Origin of the sequence: Burkholderia sp. AcTa6-5 (genome assembly GCF_017815075.1) — a bacterium.
Lineage (GTDB): Bacteria > Pseudomonadota > Gammaproteobacteria > Burkholderiales > Burkholderiaceae > Burkholderia > Burkholderia sola.
Map to the genome: position 1 here is coordinate 90450 of NZ_JAGIQE010000010.1, position 19295 is coordinate 109744.

The 19295-nt window shown below is 67.5% G+C and carries 22 protein-coding genes; 7 read left to right on the forward strand and 15 right to left on the reverse strand.

Translation table 11 applies throughout. The features are described 5' to 3' along the window. Positions 1 to 2: 2 nt before the first annotated feature. From rplI to J8I33_RS15515, 7 genes are all read right to left on the reverse strand, one after another. On the reverse strand, positions 3 to 455 hold the full coding sequence (gene rplI, locus J8I33_RS15485) for a 50S ribosomal protein L9 (RefSeq protein ID WP_006486256.1): 453 nt from the start codon (positions 453 to 455) through the stop codon (positions 3 to 5). Between the two features lie 27 nt (positions 456 to 482). Next, a complete protein-coding gene (gene rpsR, locus J8I33_RS15490; protein ID WP_004193360.1) occupies positions 483 to 758 on the reverse strand; it encodes a 30S ribosomal protein S18 in 276 nt (91 codons plus the stop codon). Positions 759 to 762: 4 nt separating this feature from the next. After that, positions 763 to 1062 carry a primosomal replication protein N gene (gene priB / locus J8I33_RS15495; protein WP_011549649.1) on the reverse strand — a complete coding sequence of 100 codons (300 nt, stop codon included), beginning with the start codon at positions 1060 to 1062 and terminating at the stop codon, positions 763 to 765. Between the two features lie 40 nt (positions 1063 to 1102). Next, on the reverse strand, positions 1103 to 1477 hold the full coding sequence (gene rpsF, locus J8I33_RS15500; RefSeq protein WP_006486255.1) for a 30S ribosomal protein S6: 375 nt from the start codon (positions 1475 to 1477) through the stop codon (positions 1103 to 1105). A 225-nt stretch (positions 1478 to 1702) separates the two neighbouring features. After that, on the reverse strand, positions 1703 to 2590 hold the full coding sequence (locus tag J8I33_RS15505; protein ID WP_050013241.1) for a zf-HC2 domain-containing protein: 888 nt from the start codon (positions 2588 to 2590) through the stop codon (positions 1703 to 1705). Further along, the gene (locus tag J8I33_RS15510) at positions 2580 to 3221 is read right to left on the reverse strand and encodes an RNA polymerase sigma factor (RefSeq protein WP_050013242.1); all 642 of its coding nucleotides are present in this window, start codon (positions 3219 to 3221) and stop codon (positions 2580 to 2582) included. Before J8I33_RS15510 ends, J8I33_RS15505 begins: the two co-directional genes overlap by 11 nt. A gap of 168 nt (positions 3222 to 3389) precedes the next feature. After that, positions 3390 to 4301, reverse strand: a complete 912-nt coding sequence (locus J8I33_RS15515) for a LysR family transcriptional regulator (protein ID WP_050013243.1) — start codon at positions 4299 to 4301, stop codon at positions 3390 to 3392. A 171-nt stretch (positions 4302 to 4472) separates the two neighbouring features. Here J8I33_RS15515 and gcl point away from each other — a divergent pair, with 171 nt between their 5' ends. From gcl to lysM, 4 genes are all read left to right on the forward strand, one after another. Further along, a complete protein-coding gene (gcl, locus tag J8I33_RS15520) occupies positions 4473 to 6248 on the forward strand; it encodes a glyoxylate carboligase (protein WP_050013244.1) in 1776 nt (591 codons plus the stop codon). Positions 6249 to 6287: 39 nt separating this feature from the next. Continuing rightward, positions 6288 to 7097 (forward strand): hydroxypyruvate isomerase, encoded by an 810-nt coding sequence (gene hyi / locus J8I33_RS15525; RefSeq protein WP_050013245.1) that lies wholly within the window; start codon positions 6288 to 6290, stop codon positions 7095 to 7097. Positions 7098 to 7138: 41 nt separating this feature from the next. Continuing rightward, on the forward strand, positions 7139 to 8032 hold the full coding sequence (locus J8I33_RS15530; protein ID WP_050013246.1) for a 2-hydroxy-3-oxopropionate reductase: 894 nt from the start codon (positions 7139 to 7141) through the stop codon (positions 8030 to 8032). Between the two features lie 460 nt (positions 8033 to 8492). Continuing rightward, positions 8493 to 8963 carry a peptidoglycan-binding protein LysM gene (gene lysM, locus J8I33_RS15535; protein WP_050013247.1) on the forward strand — a complete coding sequence of 157 codons (471 nt, stop codon included), beginning with the start codon at positions 8493 to 8495 and terminating at the stop codon, positions 8961 to 8963. 94 nt (positions 8964 to 9057) lie between these two features. Here lysM and J8I33_RS15540 read toward each other — a convergent pair whose 3' ends face one another. Beyond that, positions 9058 to 10080 (reverse strand): asparaginase, encoded by a 1023-nt coding sequence (locus J8I33_RS15540; protein ID WP_209926858.1) that lies wholly within the window; start codon positions 10078 to 10080, stop codon positions 9058 to 9060. A gap of 271 nt (positions 10081 to 10351) precedes the next feature. Here J8I33_RS15540 and J8I33_RS15545 point away from each other — a divergent pair, with 271 nt between their 5' ends. The 3 genes from J8I33_RS15545 (at position 10352) to J8I33_RS15555 (ending at position 12197) form a co-directional block, all read left to right on the forward strand. Continuing rightward, on the forward strand, positions 10352 to 10642 hold the full coding sequence (locus tag J8I33_RS15545; RefSeq protein ID WP_011549641.1) for a PsiF family protein: 291 nt from the start codon (positions 10352 to 10354) through the stop codon (positions 10640 to 10642). A gap of 258 nt (positions 10643 to 10900) precedes the next feature. Next, complete coding sequence (locus J8I33_RS15550) at positions 10901 to 11350, forward strand: membrane protein (RefSeq protein WP_012328676.1); 450 nt, start codon at positions 10901 to 10903, stop codon at positions 11348 to 11350. 259 nt (positions 11351 to 11609) lie between these two features. Beyond that, entirely contained in the window at positions 11610 to 12197 is a 588-nt protein-coding gene (locus J8I33_RS15555) for a YSC84-related protein (RefSeq protein WP_050013250.1), read from the forward strand. 123 nt (positions 12198 to 12320) lie between these two features. Here the strand turns inward: J8I33_RS15555 and J8I33_RS15560 are convergent, their stop codons facing one another. The 7 genes from J8I33_RS15560 to J8I33_RS15590 form a co-directional block, all read right to left on the reverse strand. Further along, a complete protein-coding gene (locus J8I33_RS15560; RefSeq protein ID WP_209926854.1) occupies positions 12321 to 13385 on the reverse strand; it encodes a glycosyltransferase family 4 protein in 1065 nt (354 codons plus the stop codon). Positions 13386 to 13637: 252 nt separating this feature from the next. Next, positions 13638 to 14813, reverse strand: coding sequence for an AAA family ATPase (locus tag J8I33_RS15565; protein WP_209937589.1), 1176 nt, complete (start codon positions 14811 to 14813; stop codon positions 13638 to 13640). A gap of 35 nt (positions 14814 to 14848) precedes the next feature. Beyond that, on the reverse strand, positions 14849 to 16021 hold the full coding sequence (locus J8I33_RS15570) for a mechanosensitive ion channel domain-containing protein (protein ID WP_209937602.1): 1173 nt from the start codon (positions 16019 to 16021) through the stop codon (positions 14849 to 14851). A gap of 89 nt (positions 16022 to 16110) precedes the next feature. Beyond that, positions 16111 to 16467, reverse strand: coding sequence for a Rap1a/Tai family immunity protein (locus J8I33_RS15575; protein ID WP_006485939.1), 357 nt, complete (start codon positions 16465 to 16467; stop codon positions 16111 to 16113). Positions 16468 to 16589: 122 nt separating this feature from the next. Next, positions 16590 to 17300, reverse strand: a complete 711-nt coding sequence (locus tag J8I33_RS15580; RefSeq protein ID WP_050013254.1) for an ankyrin repeat domain-containing protein — start codon at positions 17298 to 17300, stop codon at positions 16590 to 16592. Positions 17301 to 17343: 43 nt separating this feature from the next. After that, positions 17344 to 18123, reverse strand: a complete 780-nt coding sequence (locus J8I33_RS15585; protein WP_050013255.1) for a TatD family hydrolase — start codon at positions 18121 to 18123, stop codon at positions 17344 to 17346. Between the two features lie 141 nt (positions 18124 to 18264). Next, positions 18265 to 19293 (reverse strand): DNA polymerase III subunit delta', encoded by a 1029-nt coding sequence (locus tag J8I33_RS15590; RefSeq protein ID WP_209937609.1) that lies wholly within the window; start codon positions 19291 to 19293, stop codon positions 18265 to 18267. Positions 19294 to 19295: the final 2 nt, after the last annotated feature.

The window sequence follows — 19295 nt, forward strand, 5'->3', positions numbered from 1 at the left end:
GCTTACGCGTGGTCGCCGATCACGTTGATCGTGACGTCGACGACGACGTCCGTATGCAGCGCGACTTGCACGTTGTGCTCGCCGATCATCTTCAGCGGGCCTTCCGGCATGCGAACTTGCAGCTTCTCGACTTCGTAGCCGGCCTTCTTCAGCAGTTCCGCGACGTCGCCGTTCGTGACCGAGCCGAACAGACGGCCGTCGACGCCCGACTTCTGCGTGATTTCGAACGACTGGCCGTTCAGCTTCTCGCCGACTGCCTGCGATGCCGCCAGCTTTTCAGCGGCGATCTTTTCGAGTTCAGCACGGCGCACTTCGAATTCGGCGATCGCTTCCTTCGTTGCACGGCGAGCCTTGCGGTTCGGGATCAGGAAGTTGCGAGCGTAACCGTCCTTGACCTTGACGATGTCGCCGAGGTTGCCCAGATTGGCGACTTTTTCCAACAGAATGATTTGCATTCGAATTCTCCTTATTGCGTCGCCTGATTACGCCTTGTGCTGATCGGTGTACGGCAGCAGCGCGAGGAAACGCGCACGCTTGATTGCCGTATCCAGCTGACGCTGATAGTGGGCCTTCGTACCCGTCAGGCGAGCCGGCGTGATCTTGCCGTTTTCGCCGATGAAGTCCTTCAGCGTTTCCGTGTCCTTGTAGTCGATCTGCTCGACGCCGGCAGCCGTGAAACGGCAGAACTTCTTGCGCTTGAAGAGCGGGTTTTGTTGCTGACGACGCTTGTCGAATTTCTTACCAGTCGGGCGGGCCATGATTTCAGTCCTTTCCTGTGTCCTGCAATGCAGTGATGTGAAACACCAAGGTTCTCGCGTTGCGGCTTTTCTTGGCCAGGAAGCCCGTGAACAGCGTTTCGACGCCCATTTCACGACTTTCCAGCTTGCCGCTCGCCTCACCGGCCGCCACCGCCTCGATCGTCATTTCGACCTGACGGGGAATGCCTGCTTCGACGACTTCCGTGCGGTGATGCAACGTGGCGCTTGCGATCGGAACACCGGCCGGCGTATATCGCACCGGTGCGCGTTCGACGACGCTCGCCGTCAATTGCAACCTGTTCACGTGAGTGGCACGCTCCTTGATGGCTTAATAAGTGACGAACTTAAGCCTGCGCTTCGGCCGGCTGAGCGGCAGCCGCCTTCTTGGCTTCTTCGCGCTGAACTTCCTTCATCATCGGCGACGGGCCGGTTTCGGCCTTCTTCATCTTGACGATGAGGTGACGCAGCACGGCGTCGTTGAACTTGAACGCGTGTTCGAGTTCGTCGAGCGTCGTCTGGTCGCACTCGATGTTCATGCAGACGTAGTGAGCCTTCGCGAGTTTCTCGATCATGTAGGCCAGCTGGCGACGGCCCCAGTCTTCGACACGGTGGATCTGGCCGCCGTGCGACGTGATCGTGGACTTGTAGCGCTCGATCATCGCGGGCACTTGCTCGCTTTGATCCGGGTGCACGATGAATACGATTTCGTAATGACGCATACACACTCCTTGTGGATTAAAGCCACCCGGGCGTCTGAACCGGTGTGGCAAGTGAGAAGCCGAAGATTCTAACCCGGTTACGGGGCGCATGCAAGGCCAATCGACGATTCGCCGACTGATTCGGCCGTGTTTTCAAAGACTTGAACGGGTATGCGGGCCCGCGAGCGCCCTTCGCCCTTTCGCGGCCGGGGTCGGAACAAGAGTGCGCCCCCCATAACGGCATGGTCATTCGCCGTGCGCGCCGGCCAGCCGCGCGTCGAGCGCCGTTCGGAACGCCGCGAGCGCCGACGGCTCGGCGTCGGTCACCGCCCACCACGTCATGCCGGCCGCGTTCCAGCGGTCCAGCGCATAGCCCTGCGACACGGTCGCGTACGGGGCCGCCGGCCGTTCGCCGGCCGGCTGCACGTAGACGTCGACCACGTGCTGCCGGTGGCGGTAGACGAGCACTGCGACGCGACGCCGCCCGACGTAGTCGAGCCGGCCGCCGACCAGCGCGAAACCGTCCGTGGCGAGATTCTCGACCGGCGGCGCATAGTCGAGCCGGCCGTTGAACCACGGCTTGACCGTGTGCTGGTCGGTCGAGATCACGTCGATGTCGCGCGCCGACAGGTCGGCCCGCACGTGGCTCGCGACCAGTTCGTCGACCGTGCGGTCGGTGTCCGCGTGGCGGGCGGACCACGCCACGCCGCCCGCCGCCGCGACCGCCATCAGCAGCGCGACGCCCCAGCCGAGGCCCGGCCACGCGGCCACGCGCGACCCGGCGCCTGTGCCGGCCGACCCGGCCCGCCCGGTCAGCCAGGCGAACCAGTCGCGTCCGCGCGGCCGCCGGGGCGGCGCTGACTGCCGTTCAGGCCGGGGCGCGGCCCGCGACGGCTCATGGGCCGGCGCGTCGGCCGCGGCCGGCAGGCTCGCGAGGATACTCGCCCGCAGCGCGTCCGGCGCACGGTGATAATCGGCCTGCCGCACCGCCTGCACCAGCGTGACGATCCGTGCGCGTTCGCGGCGGCATGCGTCGCACCCTTCGACATGCTGCTGGACCCGCAACGCATCGGGCGCCGACAGCTCGCGGTCGACGTCCGCGTCCAGCAACGCTCGCGCTTCGTTACAGTCCATCGATCGCCTCCGATGCGGTTCCGCCAGCCGGCGCACGGCCCGGCCGGCCTTCGGTCGCCGGCGCCTGTGCCTCGCCCAGCAGCGCGGCAAGCTTGCGCCGGCCGCGCGCGAGCCGCGACATCACCGTGCCGACCGGCACGTCCGCGATCGCCGCGATCTCGCGATAGCTCAGGTCCTCCATCTCGCGCAGCACGAGCACCTCGCGGTATTCCGGCGGCAGCTTCGCGAGCGCCGCGTTCACGAGCCGCACGTTCTCGCCGCGCAGCAACTGCGCGAGCGGGTCCTCCGTCGCCGGCTGCCAGTCGTCGGGCACGTCGGCATCGTCCAGCGTGTCGGGCAGCGCGACCTCGTGCGCCTGCGTGCGCCGCCGCCACTCGGTGTACCAGGTGTGGCGCACGATCGTCAGCAGCCACGGCCGCGCGTTGTCGCCGCGACACGAGTCGACGAAGCGCAGCGCGCGCATGCACGCGTCCTGCACGACGTCGTCCGCGTCGCCGGCGCTGCCGCTCAGCCAGCGCGCGAGGTTGTACGCGGCGTCGAGATGCGGCAGCACGAGCGCGCGAAACCGCTCGCCGCGCGCGAGCGCATCGTCCACCGCCCGCTCATCGACCGCCTGTCCGGCTTGCCCCACATGGCCTCCCTGGTCCCGGCGGCCGACGCCGCGCCCGTTCCGCGCACGGCGCGCGGACAGACCGGCAACGTGCGCGCTCGATGACCTTACCGCTGCTGCGTCGAGTTTATTCCCGCGCCGCGCGCATGAAGCGTAAAAAATCGCCGGACGGCCGGGCAGCCCGCCCCGTTACGGCGTGGTGCTCCAGTAACCGGGGCGCGCATACGCTTCGCGCAGGTAGTCGATGAAATAGCGCACGCGCGCCGGCACGTAGCGCTGCTGCGGGTAGACCGCGAGGATGTCGTAGTCGGGCAGCGCGTACTCGTCGAGCACGGTCTCGAGTTCGCCCGTTTCGAGCTGCGCGGCGATTTCCCACGTCGAGCGCCAGCCGAGCCCGAGCCCTTCGGCCACCCAGCGATGCAGCAGCTCGCCGTCGTTGCAGTCGAGATTGCCGGTCACGCGCATCGTCGCGATCTTGCCGTGGCGCTGGAAATACCAGCCGCGGTTCTGCCCGCCCTGCAGGTTGAAGGCCAGGCAGTTGTGCTTCAGCAGGTCATCGAGCGATTTCGGCCGGCCGTGCTGGCGGAAATACCCGGGCGTGCCGCACACCACGCGCCGGTTCGACGCGAGCTTCACCGCGACGAAGTTCGGATCGACCGCGCCGCCGATCCGGATCGACAGGTCATAGCCCTCGCGCACGAGATCGACGACGCGGTCGGTCAGGTTGAACGACAGCTGCATTTCCGGCTTGTCGGCGAGAAAACCCGGCGCGTGCGGCGCGACGTGCTTGCGGCCGAACGCGGCCGGCGCCGACACGATCAGGTGTCCGCTGACCGCGCGCCGCCCGGCGGCCAGCTCGTTCTCGGCCTGATCCCATTCGGACAGCAGCCCACGGCAGCGCTCGAGGAACGCGGCGCCCTCCTCGCTGACCACCAGCCGCCGCGTCGAGCGGTACATCAGCTTCACGCCGAGGCGCTTCTCCAGCGCGTCGATCCGCCGCCCGAGCACCACCGGCGACACGCCCTCCTCGAGCGCGGCCGCCGCGAGGCTGCCGGCATCGGCCACCCGCACGAACGTCTCGATCTGCTTGAAACGATCCATCTGCTGTCTCCGTCCCGGCTCCGACACCGGCGGGAAGCCCCGTCCGGCCGTCATTCCATACTTTTAGTTTCGAAATAAGCGACTTCGGCTGATCTTATCAAACCTTTCGTGCATCCCTAAAGTGTCCTCAACAGACCGATTCGCAAGATCCCACTATCCAAGGAGACATTCATGGCCAAGATGAGAGCCGTCGACGCAGCCGTACTCGTGCTCGAGAAGGAAGGCATCCAGACCGCGTTCGGCGTGCCGGGCGCCGCGATCAACCCGTTCTACTCGGCCATGCGCAAGTCGGGCGGCATCAGCCACGTGCTGGCGCGCCACGTCGAAGGCGCATCGCACATGGCCGAAGGCTTCACGCGGGCGGCGCCGGGCAACATCGGCGTGTGCATCGGCACGTCGGGCCCCGCCGGCACCGACATGATCACCGGCCTCTACTCCGCATCGGCCGACTCGATTCCGATCCTCGCGATCACCGGCCAGGCGCCGCGCGCGCGTCTCTACAAGGAAGATTTCCAGGCCGTTGACATCGAATCGATCGCGAAGCCGGTCACGAAGTGGGCGGTCACCGTGCGCGAACCGGCGCTCGTGCCGCGCGTGTTCCAGCAGGCATTCCACCTGATGCGCTCGGGCCGTCCGGGCCCGGTGCTGGTCGACCTGCCGATCGACGTGCAGCTCGCCGAAATCGAATTCGACATCGACACGTACGAACCGCTGCCGGTCTACAAGCCCGCGGCCACCCGCGCGCAGATCGAGAAGGCGCTCGCGATGCTCAACGACGCGGACAAGCCGCTGATCGTGTCGGGTGGCGGCGTGCTGAACGCGGCGGCCGAAGACCTGCTCGTGCAGTTCGCGGAAACAATCGGCGTGCCGGTGATCCCGACGCTGATGTCGTGGGGCGCGATTGCCGACGACCACCCGCTGATGGCCGGCATGGTCGGCCTGCAGACGTCGCACCGCTACGGCAACGCGACGCTGCTCGCGTCCGACTTCGTGCTCGGCATCGGCAACCGCTGGGCGAACCGCCACACGGGCAGCGTCGAGGTCTACACGAAGGGCCGCAAGTTCGTGCACGTCGACATCGAGCCGACGCAGATCGGCCGCGTGTTCGGCCCGGATCTCGGCATCGTGTCCGACGCGAAGGCCGCCCTCGAGCTGTTCGTCGCGGTCGCGCAGGAATGGAAGGCCGCCGGCAAGCTGAAGGATCGCAGCGCGTGGGTCGCCGACTGCCAGGCACGCAAGCGCACGCTGCAGCGCAAGACGCACTTCGACAACGTGCCGGTCAAGCCGCAGCGCGTGTACGAAGAGATGAACAAGGTGTTCGGTCGCGATACCTGCTACGTCAGCACGATCGGCCTGTCGCAGATCGCCGCCGCGCAGTTCCTGCACGTGTTCAAGGCGCGCAACTGGATCAACTGCGGCCAGGCCGGCCCGCTCGGCTGGACGATCCCCGCCGCGCTCGGCGTGCGTGCGGCCGACCCGAGCCGCCCGATCGTCGCGCTCTCCGGCGACTACGACTTCCAGTTCATGATCGAGGAGCTCGCCGCCGGTGCGCAATTCAAGCTGCCGTACGTGCACGTCGTCGTGAACAACTCGTACCTCGGGCTGATCCGCCAGGCGCAGCGCGCGTTCGACATGGACTACTGCGTGCAGCTCGCGTTCGACAACGTGAACGCGCCGGAACTGAACGGGTATGGCGTCGACCACGTGGCCGTCGCGGAAGGCCTCGGCTGCAAGGCGCTGCGCGTGTTCAAGCCGGAAGAGATCGAGCCGGCGCTGCGCCAGGCGCAAACGCTCGCGGAAGAGTTCAGCGTGCCGGTGGTCGTCGAGGTGATCCTCGAACGCGTGACGAACATCTCGATGGGCACCGAAATCGACGCGATCAACGAATTCGAGGATCTCGCCGATAAGGCCGAGCACGCGCCGACCGCGATCTCGATGCTCGACTGAACCGCACGACATTTTTGACCGACCGAAGAGGCTTAGCTCATGCCGAAGTTTGCTGCAAACCTGACCATGCTGTTCAACGAAGTGCCGTTCCTCGACCGTTTCAAGGCGGCCGCGGACGCGGGTTTCGACGCCGTCGAGTTCCTGTTCCCGTACCCGTACGCGAAAGAAGAACTCGCCGAGCAGCTCGAGTCGCACCGCCTGCGCCTCGTGCTGCACAACCTGCCCGCCGGCAACTGGGATCAGGGCGAGCGCGGCATCGCGTGCCTGCCCGATCGCGTCGGCGAGTTCCAGGAAGGGGTCGGCCGTGCGATCGGCTACGCGAAGGCGCTGAAGGTGCCGCAGCTGAACTGCCTGGTCGGCATTCCGTCGGCGAGCACCGCGCGCGACAAGACTTTCGTGACGATCGTCGACAACCTGCGCTTCGCGGCCGATGCGCTCAAGCGCGAAGGCATCCGCCTGCTCGTCGAGCCGTGCAACCGCTTCGACATCCCGGGCTTCGCGCTGAACCGCTCGTCGGAAGGGCTCGACGTGATCCGCGCGGTCGGCTCGGACAACCTGTTCCTGCAGTACGACATCTATCACATGCAGCGCATGGAAGGCGAACTGGCCGCGACGATCGAACGCAACCTCGCATCGATCGGCCACGTCCAGCTCGCGGACAACCCGGGCCGCAACGAGCCGGGCACCGGCGAGATCAACTATGCGTTCCTGTTCGCGCTGCTCGACCGGCTCGGCTATGCCGGCTACGTCGGCTGCGAATACAAGCCCCGCACCACCACGACGGAAGGCCTCGGCTGGCTGCAAAGCGTGGCCGGCTGCGCACCGGCCTCGGCGCGTCGCGCCGCCTGAGTCGCCCCCTTCCCGTTTTCAGCCCCAGAGGAGACTTTCACATGGCAATCATCGGTTTCATCGGCCTCGGCATCATGGGCGCGCACATGGCGCGCAACCTGCTCAAGGGCGATCACCAGCTCGTCGTGAACGGCGCGTTCCCGATTCCGGACGATCTGCGCGGCAGCGCGAAGGTCGTCGCGAACTCGACCGAAGTCGCGCAGCACGCGGACATCATCATCGCGATGGTGCCGGACACGCCCGACGTGCGTAACGTGCTGTTCGCCGACGACGGCGTCGCGAAGGGCCTGACGGCCGGCAAGCTCGTGATCGACATGAGCTCGATCTCGCCGCTCGACACGCAGGCATTCGCGAAGCAGATCAATGCGCTCGGCTGCGACTACCTCGACGCGCCGGTGTCCGGCGGCGAAGTCGGCGCACGCGAAGCGACGCTGACGATCATGGTCGGCGGGCCGGAAAAGGCGTTCGAGCGCGCGAAGCCGCTGTTCGAGAAGATGGGCAAGAACATCACGCTCGTCGGCGACAACGGCGCGGGTCAGACCTGCAAGGTCGCGAACCAGATCATCGTCGCGCTGAACATCGAGGCGGTCGGCGAAGCGCTGCTGTTCGCCGCCCGCTCGGGCGCCGATCCGGAGCGCGTGCGCCAGGCGTTGATGGGCGGCTTCGCCGCGTCGCGCATCCTCGAAGTGCACGGCGCGCGGATGACCAAGCGCACGTTCGATCCGGGCTTCCGCATCGAGCTGCACCAGAAGGACCTGAACCTCGCGCTCGACGGCGCACGCAAGCTCGGCCTCGCGCTGCCGCACACCGCGAGCGCGCAGCAGCTGTTCAGCGTATGCGCGTCGCACGGCGGCAAGGCGTGGGATCACTCGGCGCTCGTGCGCGCGCTGGAGATCATGTCGAACTTCGAGATCGGCCAGACGCCGGCCGCGTAACGCGGATGCAGCAACGCGCGTTTCGCTGCAATGGTGAAACGCGTGTCACGAACAGACGCGATCCGGTTACGGCCGGTCGCATCGATGCGCGACGCACGCGCGCATCACGGTGGGGCGCCCCGCCCTGCATCGCCAACGGCATGCGGGACGGGGCGAAAAACGCCGCTCTGGGCTGAGAGCGGCGTGGTGGGGTCCGCAGCGGCACCCGGCGGCGCCGGGGAAGCCTTGGTCGGTCAGACGTCGTCGTCGGGTGTCCGCCTGTCGGATTTCGCGTATTACATTTCTTTACGTTCGAGCGTGCGATTTTTCATGCATTCGTCGCGATGAACGCCTACACTTTCGCCACGCCTTTCGAGAAAACCGCCGCGCCTGCGCGCCCCTTCCGGGCCCGCACCCAGCGCGGTGTTTTTTTCGCCACTTCACGGCGCGTTTTCTTTTCAACCACCTAAGGAGTGCAACGATGGGTCTTCTTTCGTTTATCAAGGAGGCGGGCGAAAAACTGCTGGGTCACGCCGATGCACAGGCAGCGGAAGATCCGAATGCCGCGAACCAGACCGCGGCCGATGCGATCAAGAATTACATCAACTCGCAAGGTCTCGACACGTCGAACCTGACCGTCGCGTTCGACGGCGCCTCGCGCACCGTCACGCTGTCGGGCAGCGTCGCCGATCTCGACACGAAGGCGAAGGTCAAGGTCGCGGCCGGCAACGTGCAGGGTGTCGCGGGCGTCAACGACGACGATCTGCAGCCGGACGATCCGGAAGTGCGGTACCACGACGTGAAGCCGGGCGACACGCTGTCGGCGATCGCCAAGGAAGTGTACGGCGACGCGAACAAATATCCGGCGATCTTCGAGGCGAACAAGCCGATGCTGTCGAGCCCGGACCGGATCTACCCGGGCCAGAAGCTCGTGATTCCGCCGCAGTCCTGAGCATTCGCGCAGCACTGACGTAAAAATGGCAGGCTATTCATTGGCCTGCCATTTTTTTATGCTTTCTACGCGCCGCCCGAGCGGCGGCCATCGGTCACAGCGTGTCGAATACGCGTTGCAATGCGTCGCGATCGCGAATGCCGTTCGCGAGTGCGAGCATCAGCAGCACGCGCGCCTTGAACGGGTGCAGCGAGCCCGCGCTCACGAAACCGAGCGCATCGTCGCTCGCGGCGCCGTTGCGCATCACGTGCCCCGAACCGACGCGCGACGCACGGACCACGGCCACGCCCGCGTTCACCGCATCGGCGAGCGCCGTCTGCAGCGTCGCATGGATCGACCCGTTGCCGGTGCCCGCGACGACGAGGCCGCGCACGCCGGCCGCGACGAGCGCGTCGACGGCCGTGCGCGTCACGCCCGCATAGCTCGCGACGACTTCGACCGGCGGCCAGGTCGCGGCGATCGCCAGTTGCGCGTCGCGCGTGCGCGTGACCCGGCGGGCGAATTCGACGCGGCCGTCCTGCACCCAGCCGAGCGCACCGAGCTCCGGTGACTGGAACGCGTCGACCGCGTACGTGCTCGTCTTCACGACGTCGCGCGCGCCATGGATCCGGTTGTTGAACGCGACCAGCACGCCCTGCCCGCGCGCGGCCGGATGGGCGGCCACGGTCACCGCGTTCAACAGGTTCAGCGGGCCGTCGGACGACAGCGCAGTGGCCGGCCGCATCGCGGCCGTCAGCACGACCGGCTTGTCGCCCCGGACGACCAGATGCAGCCCGTACGCGGTTTCCTCGAGCGTATCGGTGCCGTGGGTGATCACGATGCCGTCGATGGCCGGATCGGCCATCAGCGCGTCGATCCGCGCGGCGAGCGTATTCCATAGCGGCAGCGCGAGATCCTTGCTGTCGATGCTGGCGACCTGCTCCGCGTCGATGCGTGCGACCGACGCGAGCGCCGGCACGGCGTCGACCAGAAAATTGACGCCGAGCGCGCCGGCCTGATAGCCGGCCGTGCTGGCCGCGTCGGGCGCGGCGCCGGCGATGGTGCCGCCGGTGGCGAGTACGGCGATGCGCGGCAGCGCCGCCGCGGACGAAGGGGATGCGGTGTTCGGTGTATTCATGGCCGCGATTGTAATGGCTCGCGCCCGGCATCCGGTAGGTCCGGCGCGAACGCGCGCTGCGCGCGCCCCGTGTCATGGTTTGTCCCGATCGCCGGCGCGTGCGCGCCGTCAACGGCCATGCCGCCCACCGCGTTATAGAAAGGCCGTTTTGGTGTTTTCACATTGATTTGCCATAATCGGAGCGCGCGGCGCGATGCGACCCTGTTCACGTCGCGCCGGGCTTCGTGACGGCGTCGATATAAAACGCAATTCACCCCATGGGAGTGTCGAAATGAAAATCCAATCGCTCGTAGCCGCAGTGCTTCTCGGCGGCATGCTGGCTTCCCCCGCATTCGCGGCGAACAGCCAGCAGGACAAGATGAAGGCCTGTAACACGCAGGCAGCCGGCAAGACGGGCGATGAACGCAAGGCGTTCATGAAGGACTGCCTGTCGGCGAAGCCCGCGAAGGCGATGACGCAGCAGGAAAAGATGAAGGCGTGCAACACGCAGGCCACCGGCAAGAAGGGCGACGATCGCAAGGCGTTCATGAAGAGTTGCCTGAGCAACCAGCCGGCCGCCTGAGTTCCGGCGCTCCCGTCTCGAATGCCGCGCCCCGCTTCGGCGGGCGCGGCATTTTTATATTCGTTGCACGCGCATCGACGCACGCATTCCAGCGTTTCCCGCCCCGTTTTTCCGGCCCGCCGCACCGGCGCCGCCACATGGTGCGGCAATTCGCCGCGTTTTCTTCTATGATGGCTGCAACGCGGCCCACCCAAGACCAAGAAGCGCCATCGGGCCGCCCTCGAGACGGACGCGCACGCGCGTCAAACGGAGGCTTGGATGGCATGGAGACAACACCGCTGGTTCCGCCGCTGGCTGATCGTGATCGTGTTCTGGGCGGTGCCCGTCGCGATCATCGCCGTGCGCGAGATCCGCGAGGAAATGGCGTACAACAAGGCGGACCTGCAGCTCGCGCTGACCACCTGGCAGCTCACCGACGCGCAACAAGCCGCCGGCGCCGCCGCGAAGTGCCACGGGGATCCTGACGAAGCGCGCGCGGCCGGCTGCCCGGCCGACGTGCTCGCCGCCAACGCGCCGCGCCAGCAGGCGGCCCGCGACGAATACGTGGTGCGCCGCAATACGCTCGCCGGTTACCTGTGGCATGCGTTCGTCGGCTACTGGGTCGTCCCGGCCGCGTTCCTGTTCGCATGCGGCGTCGTGATCGCGCTGATCCGCCGCGCGCTGCGCCGCCCGCCGATCAAGCCGCCCGTTCCGCCCGTCACGCACTGACACCGACGCACATCGACGCACACCGCAAGCGCCGCCGCTCTCCGCTCGCCCCTCGCGTTCGCCGCACGCCGGCCACGCGCGGGCCACGCGTCGCGCGTCGGCGTCGTTTCGTCCGTTGGCGCGCCGCGACATCCCCGCGCGATTTGACGCTTTTTCACACGGCAACGAAAAGAGGCCGTAATCCGCTGTGATATAACTGCCGACGTGATCCGCTCCTTGAGCGAGACTCACTCCGAACGTCATCCGATGGAGAACAACGATGCAAAAACGGACTCTTGTGCTCAAAGCCGCCGCCGCGCTCATCGTCGGTAGCCTCGCGCTCACCGGTTGCACCACCACCCCGGACAAGCCGGACAACGCCGCGACCAACGCGTCGAAGCGTCAGTCGATCGACGCGAGCGTCGACGCCACGCTGTCGCGCATGTACTCCACCGTCAAGGGTTCGCGCGAGCTCGTCGCGAAATCGCGCGGCGTGCTGGTCTTCCCCGAAGTGCTCCAGGCCGGCTTCATCGTCGGCGCCCAGTCCGGCAACGGCGCGCTGCGCGTGGGCGGCAGCACCGTCGGCTACTACAACACGTCGTCGCTGTCGGTCGGCCTGCAGGCGGGCGCGCAGTCGAAGGCGGTCGTGTTCCTGTTCATGACGCAGCAGGCGCTCGACGAATTCCGCAACTCGGACGGCTGGGCAGCCGGCGCCGGCGCATCGGTCGCACTCGTGAAGATGGGCGCGAACGGTGCGGTCGACTCCAACACGGCCACGGCGCCGATCCAGGTCGTCGTGCTGACCAACGCGGGCCTGATGGGCGACGTGTCGATCAACGGCACGAAGGTCACGAAGCTCAAGATCTGACGTCGACGCACTGCCCGCGCGCATGGCGCGCGGGGCATGCGCAAACGGCGATGTCCTTGCGGGCATCGCCGTTTTTTTATCCGCCCGCGACGCGCGCCAGGTCGGACAGGTTGCTCAGGCCGATCAGGTCGTCGAATCGATCACCTTGAAGCGCGAGCGCTTCTGCGCGCGGATCACCGACTGGTACACGTCGACGTACTGCTGCGCCATCCGGCGCGACGTGAAGCGCTCCTCGAAGCGCTGCCGCACGCGCGCACGCGGCAGCAGATGCAGCCGGTTCACGGCGGCCACCGCGCTGATTTCATCCTCGACGATGAAACCCGATACGCCCTCGTCCACCACTTCGGGCACCGCGCCGCGGTTGAACGCGATCACCGGCGTGCCGCACGACATCGCCTCGATCATCACCAGGCCGAACGGCTCAGGCCAGTCGATCGGAAACAGCAGCGCATGCGCGCCCGACAGGAATTCGGCCTTCTCGTGATCGGCGATCTCGCCGATGTATTCGACGTGCGGCAACGCGAAGAGCGGCTTGATCTCGCGGTCGAAGTATTCCTGATCGGCCGTGTCGATCTTCGCGGCGATCCGGATCGGCAGCCCGCACTGGCGGGCAATGCGGATCGCGGTGTCGACGCGTTTTTCCGGCGAGATGCGGCCGAGGAACGCGAGATAGCGCGGCTCGACCGGCTGCGGCATGTACAGCGTATCGGGCAGCCCGTGATAGACGGTCGTCAGCCATTTCGCCTGCGGCAACGGCTGGCGCTGCGAATTGGAAATCGAGATCACCGGCGCCGTGTTGAACGTGTCGAACACCGGTTGCTGCTCGGGCAGGTCGAGCCGGCCGTGCAGCGTCGTCACGTAAGGCGTTTCCTGCCGGTTGAAGACCGAGAACGAATAGTAGTCCATGTGGAAATGGAGCACGTCGAAATCCTTCGCGCGGCGCGCGACCGTCTCCATCAGCAGCATGTGCGGCGCGACCCGGTCGCGGATCGACGAATCGAGCCGCAGCGCGCGCGGCCACACGGGCTCGAGTTTCGCCCGCGTCGTCGAATCGCCGCTCGCGAACAGCGTCACGTCATGGCCGAGGTCGACCAGCGCCTCGGTGATGTAGGACACGACGCGCTCCGTGCCGCCGTACAGCTTCGGCGGCACGGATTCGGTCAGCGGGGCGATCTGGGCAATTCTCATGGTCCACGTCTCCTGTGTCGTGTCCGTTGCGGCACGGCCGGCCGGGCCGCGCCGGCCGGCGTGGGGCCAGCCGGATATCTCATTATTATTCGCGATCCCGGCGAGCGGAACCGCAGGTCTTGCATTTTTTGGGGGTTGTTACAGACCGGATACATTCGACCGAGCGGGTCCGGCCGCCCCGCGTCGGGCCCCGGTCGGGCCGATCCCGCGCCACCGGGCGCCGATCGCCACCCCGAGCACGCGATCGGGCTGTCAACGCGACGGCCACTTCCACGCCGGCAGGTCGCGCGAATCGGCATCGACGAGCGCGGTCGCGCCGAGCTGCTTGTCGAGCACCAGCGATTCGCAGCCGGCCTCGCGCTCGAGTGTCGCGATGAGCCGCGCCGCGTGCGACACGACCAGCACCTGCGAGTGCCGGGCCGCCTGCGCGATCAGGCGGCCGAGCGCGGGCAGCAGATCGGGATGCAGGCTCGTCTCCGGCTCGTTCAGCACCATCAACGCAGGCGGCCGCGGCGTCAGCAGCGCGGCCGCGAGCAGCAGGTAGCGCAGCGTGCCGTCGGACAGCTCGGCCGCCGCCAGCGGCCGCAGCAGCCCCGGCTGGCGCATCAGCACGTCGAAGCGGCCGCGGCCGCCCGGATTGTCGATCTCGACCGACGCGCCGGGAAACGCGTCGTCGATCGCCGCGTCGAGCGCCGCCGCGTCGCCGATTTCGCGAATCGTCTGCAGCGCGGCGGCCAGGTCGGCCCCGTCGTCCGCGAGCACTGGCGTATGGGTGCCGATGTGCGACTGACGCGCCGGCGCCTGCGCATCGGTCCGGAAATGGTCGTAGAAGCGCCACGAGCGGATCCGTTCGCGCATCGCGATCATCTCGGGCGCGCCGGTCGGATCGGCGAACTCGGTCATCATGCTGTCGAAGCTCGCGACCGGCTGCGGAATCGTCCGCCAGTCGCCCGATGCGGTGCGCGCACGGATCTGCGCGCCCTGCCGGTCGACCAGCAGCGTGGACGGGCGCGGCACCGCGCCGCCCCAGATGCATTCGCGCTTGACCACCGGATCGAGCGCGAACTGCGAGCGGCTCGGCAGCGGCAGGCCGAGATCGATCGAATAGCCGAAATCGTCGCACGCGAAGCCGAGCTTCAGGCTCACCGGGCCATTGCGCACGGTGCCCGTCACCGGCACGTCGCCCGCCAGCATCGCGCGCGAAAAGCGCTCGGGGCCGGCCCACAGCGTCGACGGCAAGCCGCCTTCGCGCGCGAGCGACGGGATCACGCGGCCCTGTGCGGTATCGGCGAGCAGCCGCAGCGCGCGGTACACGCTCGACTTGCCGCTGCCGTTCGGTCCCGTGACGACGTTGAGCGCCGCGAGCGGCACGATCAGCTCGCGCAGCGAGCGGTAATTGGCGATGGCGAACGTCTTCAGCGCGGTCATGGGAATGGGGGCGGGAATGGCAGGCCGGGCCGCGTTCAGCGGCCGTCGACAGCCTGCGGATCGGCTGCGGTGTTGGCCGCCGTGCTGGCGGCAGGCGAGCGCGCATGCGGCCGCTCGGGATTCGGCGCGCCCGGCGCGGCTTCGTGCGGGTACAGTTCCATCCGGTCGCGCGGGAGGCATTGCGGATAGCGGTTCTGCAGATAGGCGATCAGCCCCTCCCGCACGCGGCAGCGCAGATCCCAGCACGACGACGAATCGACCGCGCTGACCAGCGCGCGCAACTGCATCGTGCGCTCGGTCGCGTCGGTCACCTGCAGCACCTGCACGCGGCCGTCCCACTCGGGCGCGGCATGGACGAGCCGCGCGAGTTCCTCGCGCAGCGGCGCGAGCGGCGTGCGGTAGTCGACCGACAGATACACGGTGCCGATGATTTCCGCGCTGCTGCGCGTCCAGTTCGTGAACGGGTTCTCGATGATCCACTGCAGCGGCACGACGAGGCGCCGCTGGTCCCACAGCCGCACCGACACGAACGAGCCGGTGATTTCCTCGATGCGCCCCCACTCGCCCTGGATCACGACCACGTCGTCGAGCCGGATCGGCTGCGTGAGCGCGATCTGCAACCCGGCGATCAGGTTGCCGAGCACCGGCCGCGCGGCGATACCGGCAACCAGCCCGGCCACGCCGGCCGATGCCAGCAGGCTCGCGCCGACCTGCCGTACGTTGGGGAACGTCATCAGCGCGGCGCCGGTGCCGATGATCACGATCAGCACCATCACGGTCCGCACGAGCACCTTGGCCTGCGTATGGACGCGCCGCGCCTGGAGGTTGTCGGCCGTGTCGATCGGATGGGCCTGGATGATCGCGTCGCCGACGCCGGCCGCGAGCCGCACGAGCAGCCAGGTGAGCGATACGATCGAGCCGACCGCGGCCGCGGCGCGCATGCCGCGCACGAACGATATGCCGTCGTCCGCCTGGACCCACAGGAATTCGAGCGCCAGCAGCGCCAGCACGACGAGCGACGGCTTGTCGATGTAGCGCAGGATCGCGCTCATCAGCGGATACGGCTGCGCGATGCGCTTGACGATGCGTGCGCCGAGGCGGTGCACGACCGTGACGACCAGTATGACGATGACCGACACGAACAACGTGCCGAGCCACGAATGCAACGGCGCATCGGCGATGCGCTGCAGTTCCTCGATTGAAATCATCGGCGCCCTCGAGTGATGAAGCGCACAGGCTTCGTCCTGGATGCGTCGGCGACGTCCGGGCCACGCACGCGCCCGGACACGGCGTCAGATCAGTTGCCGCTCCTGCAGGGAAACGCCTTGCCGAGACCGAGCGACACCGCGGTGCTCGCGTTGTAGTCGGCCAGCTTCGGATTTTCCGCGATGTACTTGCGTACCGCGTCCGTCATCTGTTGCGCCCGGATGTCGGGCGGCAGGCAGAAGTACTGGCCGACGCGCGGCCCCGTGGTGCCGCCGATCGCATCGATCGTGTTGTAGACGCCGTCGGCGGCGCCTTCGATATAGGCCGCGCACGACGCCCGCGACTTGACGTCCGTCTTCGCGCACAGCCGGTCGAGATCCGCGCCCGTGAAAGCCGCCGCCGACAACGGCACGGCAAACGCCGCGGCACAAAACATTGCGCGCAACATGGTGTTCCTTCTTATGTCAATGCGGCCGGAGACCGCCTGCTGCCTTGGCCGGTGCGGCGCCGGACGCCCTGCTCCGGCCGGAAAGCCGGCCGGGCGGACACGCGCCGCCGCACCAAAAACCGTTATTTTGCACTCTTTTGAGCATCTGCCGGCGTCGCCGCACCGATACGCGTCGTTCGCTTGCTCAGGATCTCGATCGCGTCCGGCGCGTTGTAGTGCTTCGCGAACTCGAGCGCGGTGATGCCGAGCTGGTTCTTCACCTGCGGATCGGCGCCCTGGTCGAGCAGCAGCGTGACCGTCGACGCATGGTTGCCGCGCGCGGCCATCATCAGCGGCGTCGTGCCGTTCGGCGATGCGGTGTCGATGTACGCGTCGTGGTCGAGCAGCACCTTGACGACCGCATCCTGGCCGTTGGTCGCCGCGTAGTGCAGCGGCGCCCAGCCCTTCTTGCTCACTTCCGCGCCCTTGTCGATCAGCAGCTTGACGAGGTTGAGGTCGCCGTTCAGCGACGCGAGCATCAGCGCGTTTTCGCCGGCCTTGTCTTCCTTCTCGAGATCGACGTTCGGCGTCGTGGCGATCGCCGCCGCGACCTTGTCGGACTTCTCGCGTGCGGCGATCACGAGGAGCGGGTCGCCGTTCGGCGCGACCGTGTTCGGGTCGAGCTTGCCGCTCTTGAGCTGCTTGCCGATATCGGCGATGTCGTCGAACTTGACTGCCTTGACGATCGCGTCGAGCGACTCGGCATGCGCGCCGGCGGCGGCGAACAGGCCGCTCGCGACGAATGCGGCGGCAACGAGTGCGCGTTTGGGCAGATGGTTGGTCGGCTTCGTCATTGTTGTGGGCTCCTTCCCTGGGTTGTCGGCTGCGCGCCCGTCGTTAGCGGGCGATCTTGAACAGCCGGAAAAAGTTCTGCGTCGTTGCATCGGCGAGCGCCTCGACGGCGATCCCGCGCTCGGATGCGATAAAGCGTCCGACATGGCTGACGTACGCAGGTTCATTCGGCTTGCCGCGATACGGCACCGGCGCGAGGTACGGCGAGTCGGTCTCGATCAGCAGCCGGTCGAGCGGCACGCGCCGCGCGACGTCCTGCACGTCGGTCGCGTTCTTGAATGTGACGATGCCCGACAGCGAGATGTGGAAGTTCTGCGCGAGCGCCTGCTCGGCGACCGGCCACGGCTCGGTGAAGCAGTGCATCACGCCGCCCGGCACGTCCGCGCGCTCCTCGGCCATGATCCGCAGCGTGTCTTCCGACGACGAACGCGTGTGGATGATCAGCGGCTTCATCGTCGCGGTCGCCGCGCGGATGTGCGTGCGGAAGCGCTCGCGCTGCCATTCCATGTCGGCGATCGAGCGGCCTTCGAGACGATAGTAGTCGAGGCCGGTTTCGCCGATCGCGACGACCTTCGGATGCGCGGCCAGCTCGATGAGCTCCGCGAGCGTCGGCTCGCGCATGTCCTCGTGATCGGGATGCACGCCGACCGACGCGTACACGTTGTCGTGCGCTTCGGCGATCGCGAGCACGTCGGGCAGCGTCTCGAGATCGACCGACACGCACAGCGCGTGCGTGACGTCGTGCTCGCGCATGTTCTCGAGAACGGCCGGCAGGCGGTCGGCCAGGCCCTTGAAATTGATGTGGCAGTGAGAGTCGACGAACATCGTGTTTCCTGAATACGTGAGACAGGCGCTCATGCGCCCGCCGGCATGCGGCACCGGGCGACGTAGGCGGGCCGGCCGACCACGGTCGCGCCGCCGCGTGATCCGTTCATCGTTTCGCAACGCATCGGAAACAATGCCGGATCAACCAAACATTTCCCGATATCCGAGAAACAATTCCTCGAATACGAGCCGCGCGTTGAGCGGATGGTTCTCGGCCGTGCGCTGCCGCGTCACGGCCTTCATGAAGCGCGCGAATGCGTTCGCATCGACCGCTTCCGCGCAGCGCGCCAGGGCGGCCGCGTGCGTCGGGAAGTAGCGCGGCGCGCCGGCCATCCGCTGCGCGAGCAGATCGTACAGCCAGCGCTGCAGCCAGCCGAGCACCAGCGGCACCGGCAGCTTCTGCAGCGCCTCGCCGCACGCGAACGGATCGCAGCCCGCACCGGCGGCCAATTGCCCAAGCGTGTAATCGCGCAGCGGGCGATTCTCGTCGCTCGCGAGCGCCAGCGCGGCGAGCGGCGCGCCGCCGGCCTCGGCGAGCAGCGCGCTGGCGTGGTCGACGCCCTGCGCCGCGAGCCACGCGGCGGCGGCCTCCGGCGCCGGCACGGTCATCGGCCACTGCCGGCAGCGGCTGATGATGGTCGGCAGCAGGCGGTCGATGCGCGCCGACACGAGCAGGAACACGACGCCCGGAGGCGGCTCCTCCAGCGTTTTCAGCAGCGCGTTCGACGCGGCGACATTGAGCGCCTCGGCCGGATACAGCACGACGACACGCGCGCCGCCGCGGTGCGAACCGACCCCGCAGAAGTCGAGCAGCGCGCGCACCTGCTCGATCTTGATTTCCTTGCTCGGCGCCCGCGTCTTCTTGCCGCCTTCGTCCGCGTCGGCCGGCTTCGCGTCGTCGGCCGCGCCCGGCGCCTCACCCGCCAGCGCCTCGGGCAGCACGATCCGGTAGTCCGGATGGTTGCCCTGCGAGAACCAGTTGCAGGCCGCGCAGGTGCCGCACGGCTCGCCGTTCGGCTGCGGCGATTCGCACAGGAAGCCCTGCGCGAGATGCTGCGCGAACTGCAGCTTGCCGATCCCGGCCTGACCGTGCAGCAGCAGCGCATGCGGCCATTGCGCGCGCAGTTGCTGCAGGCGGTCCCAGTCGTCGGTTTGCCACGGATAGATCATGG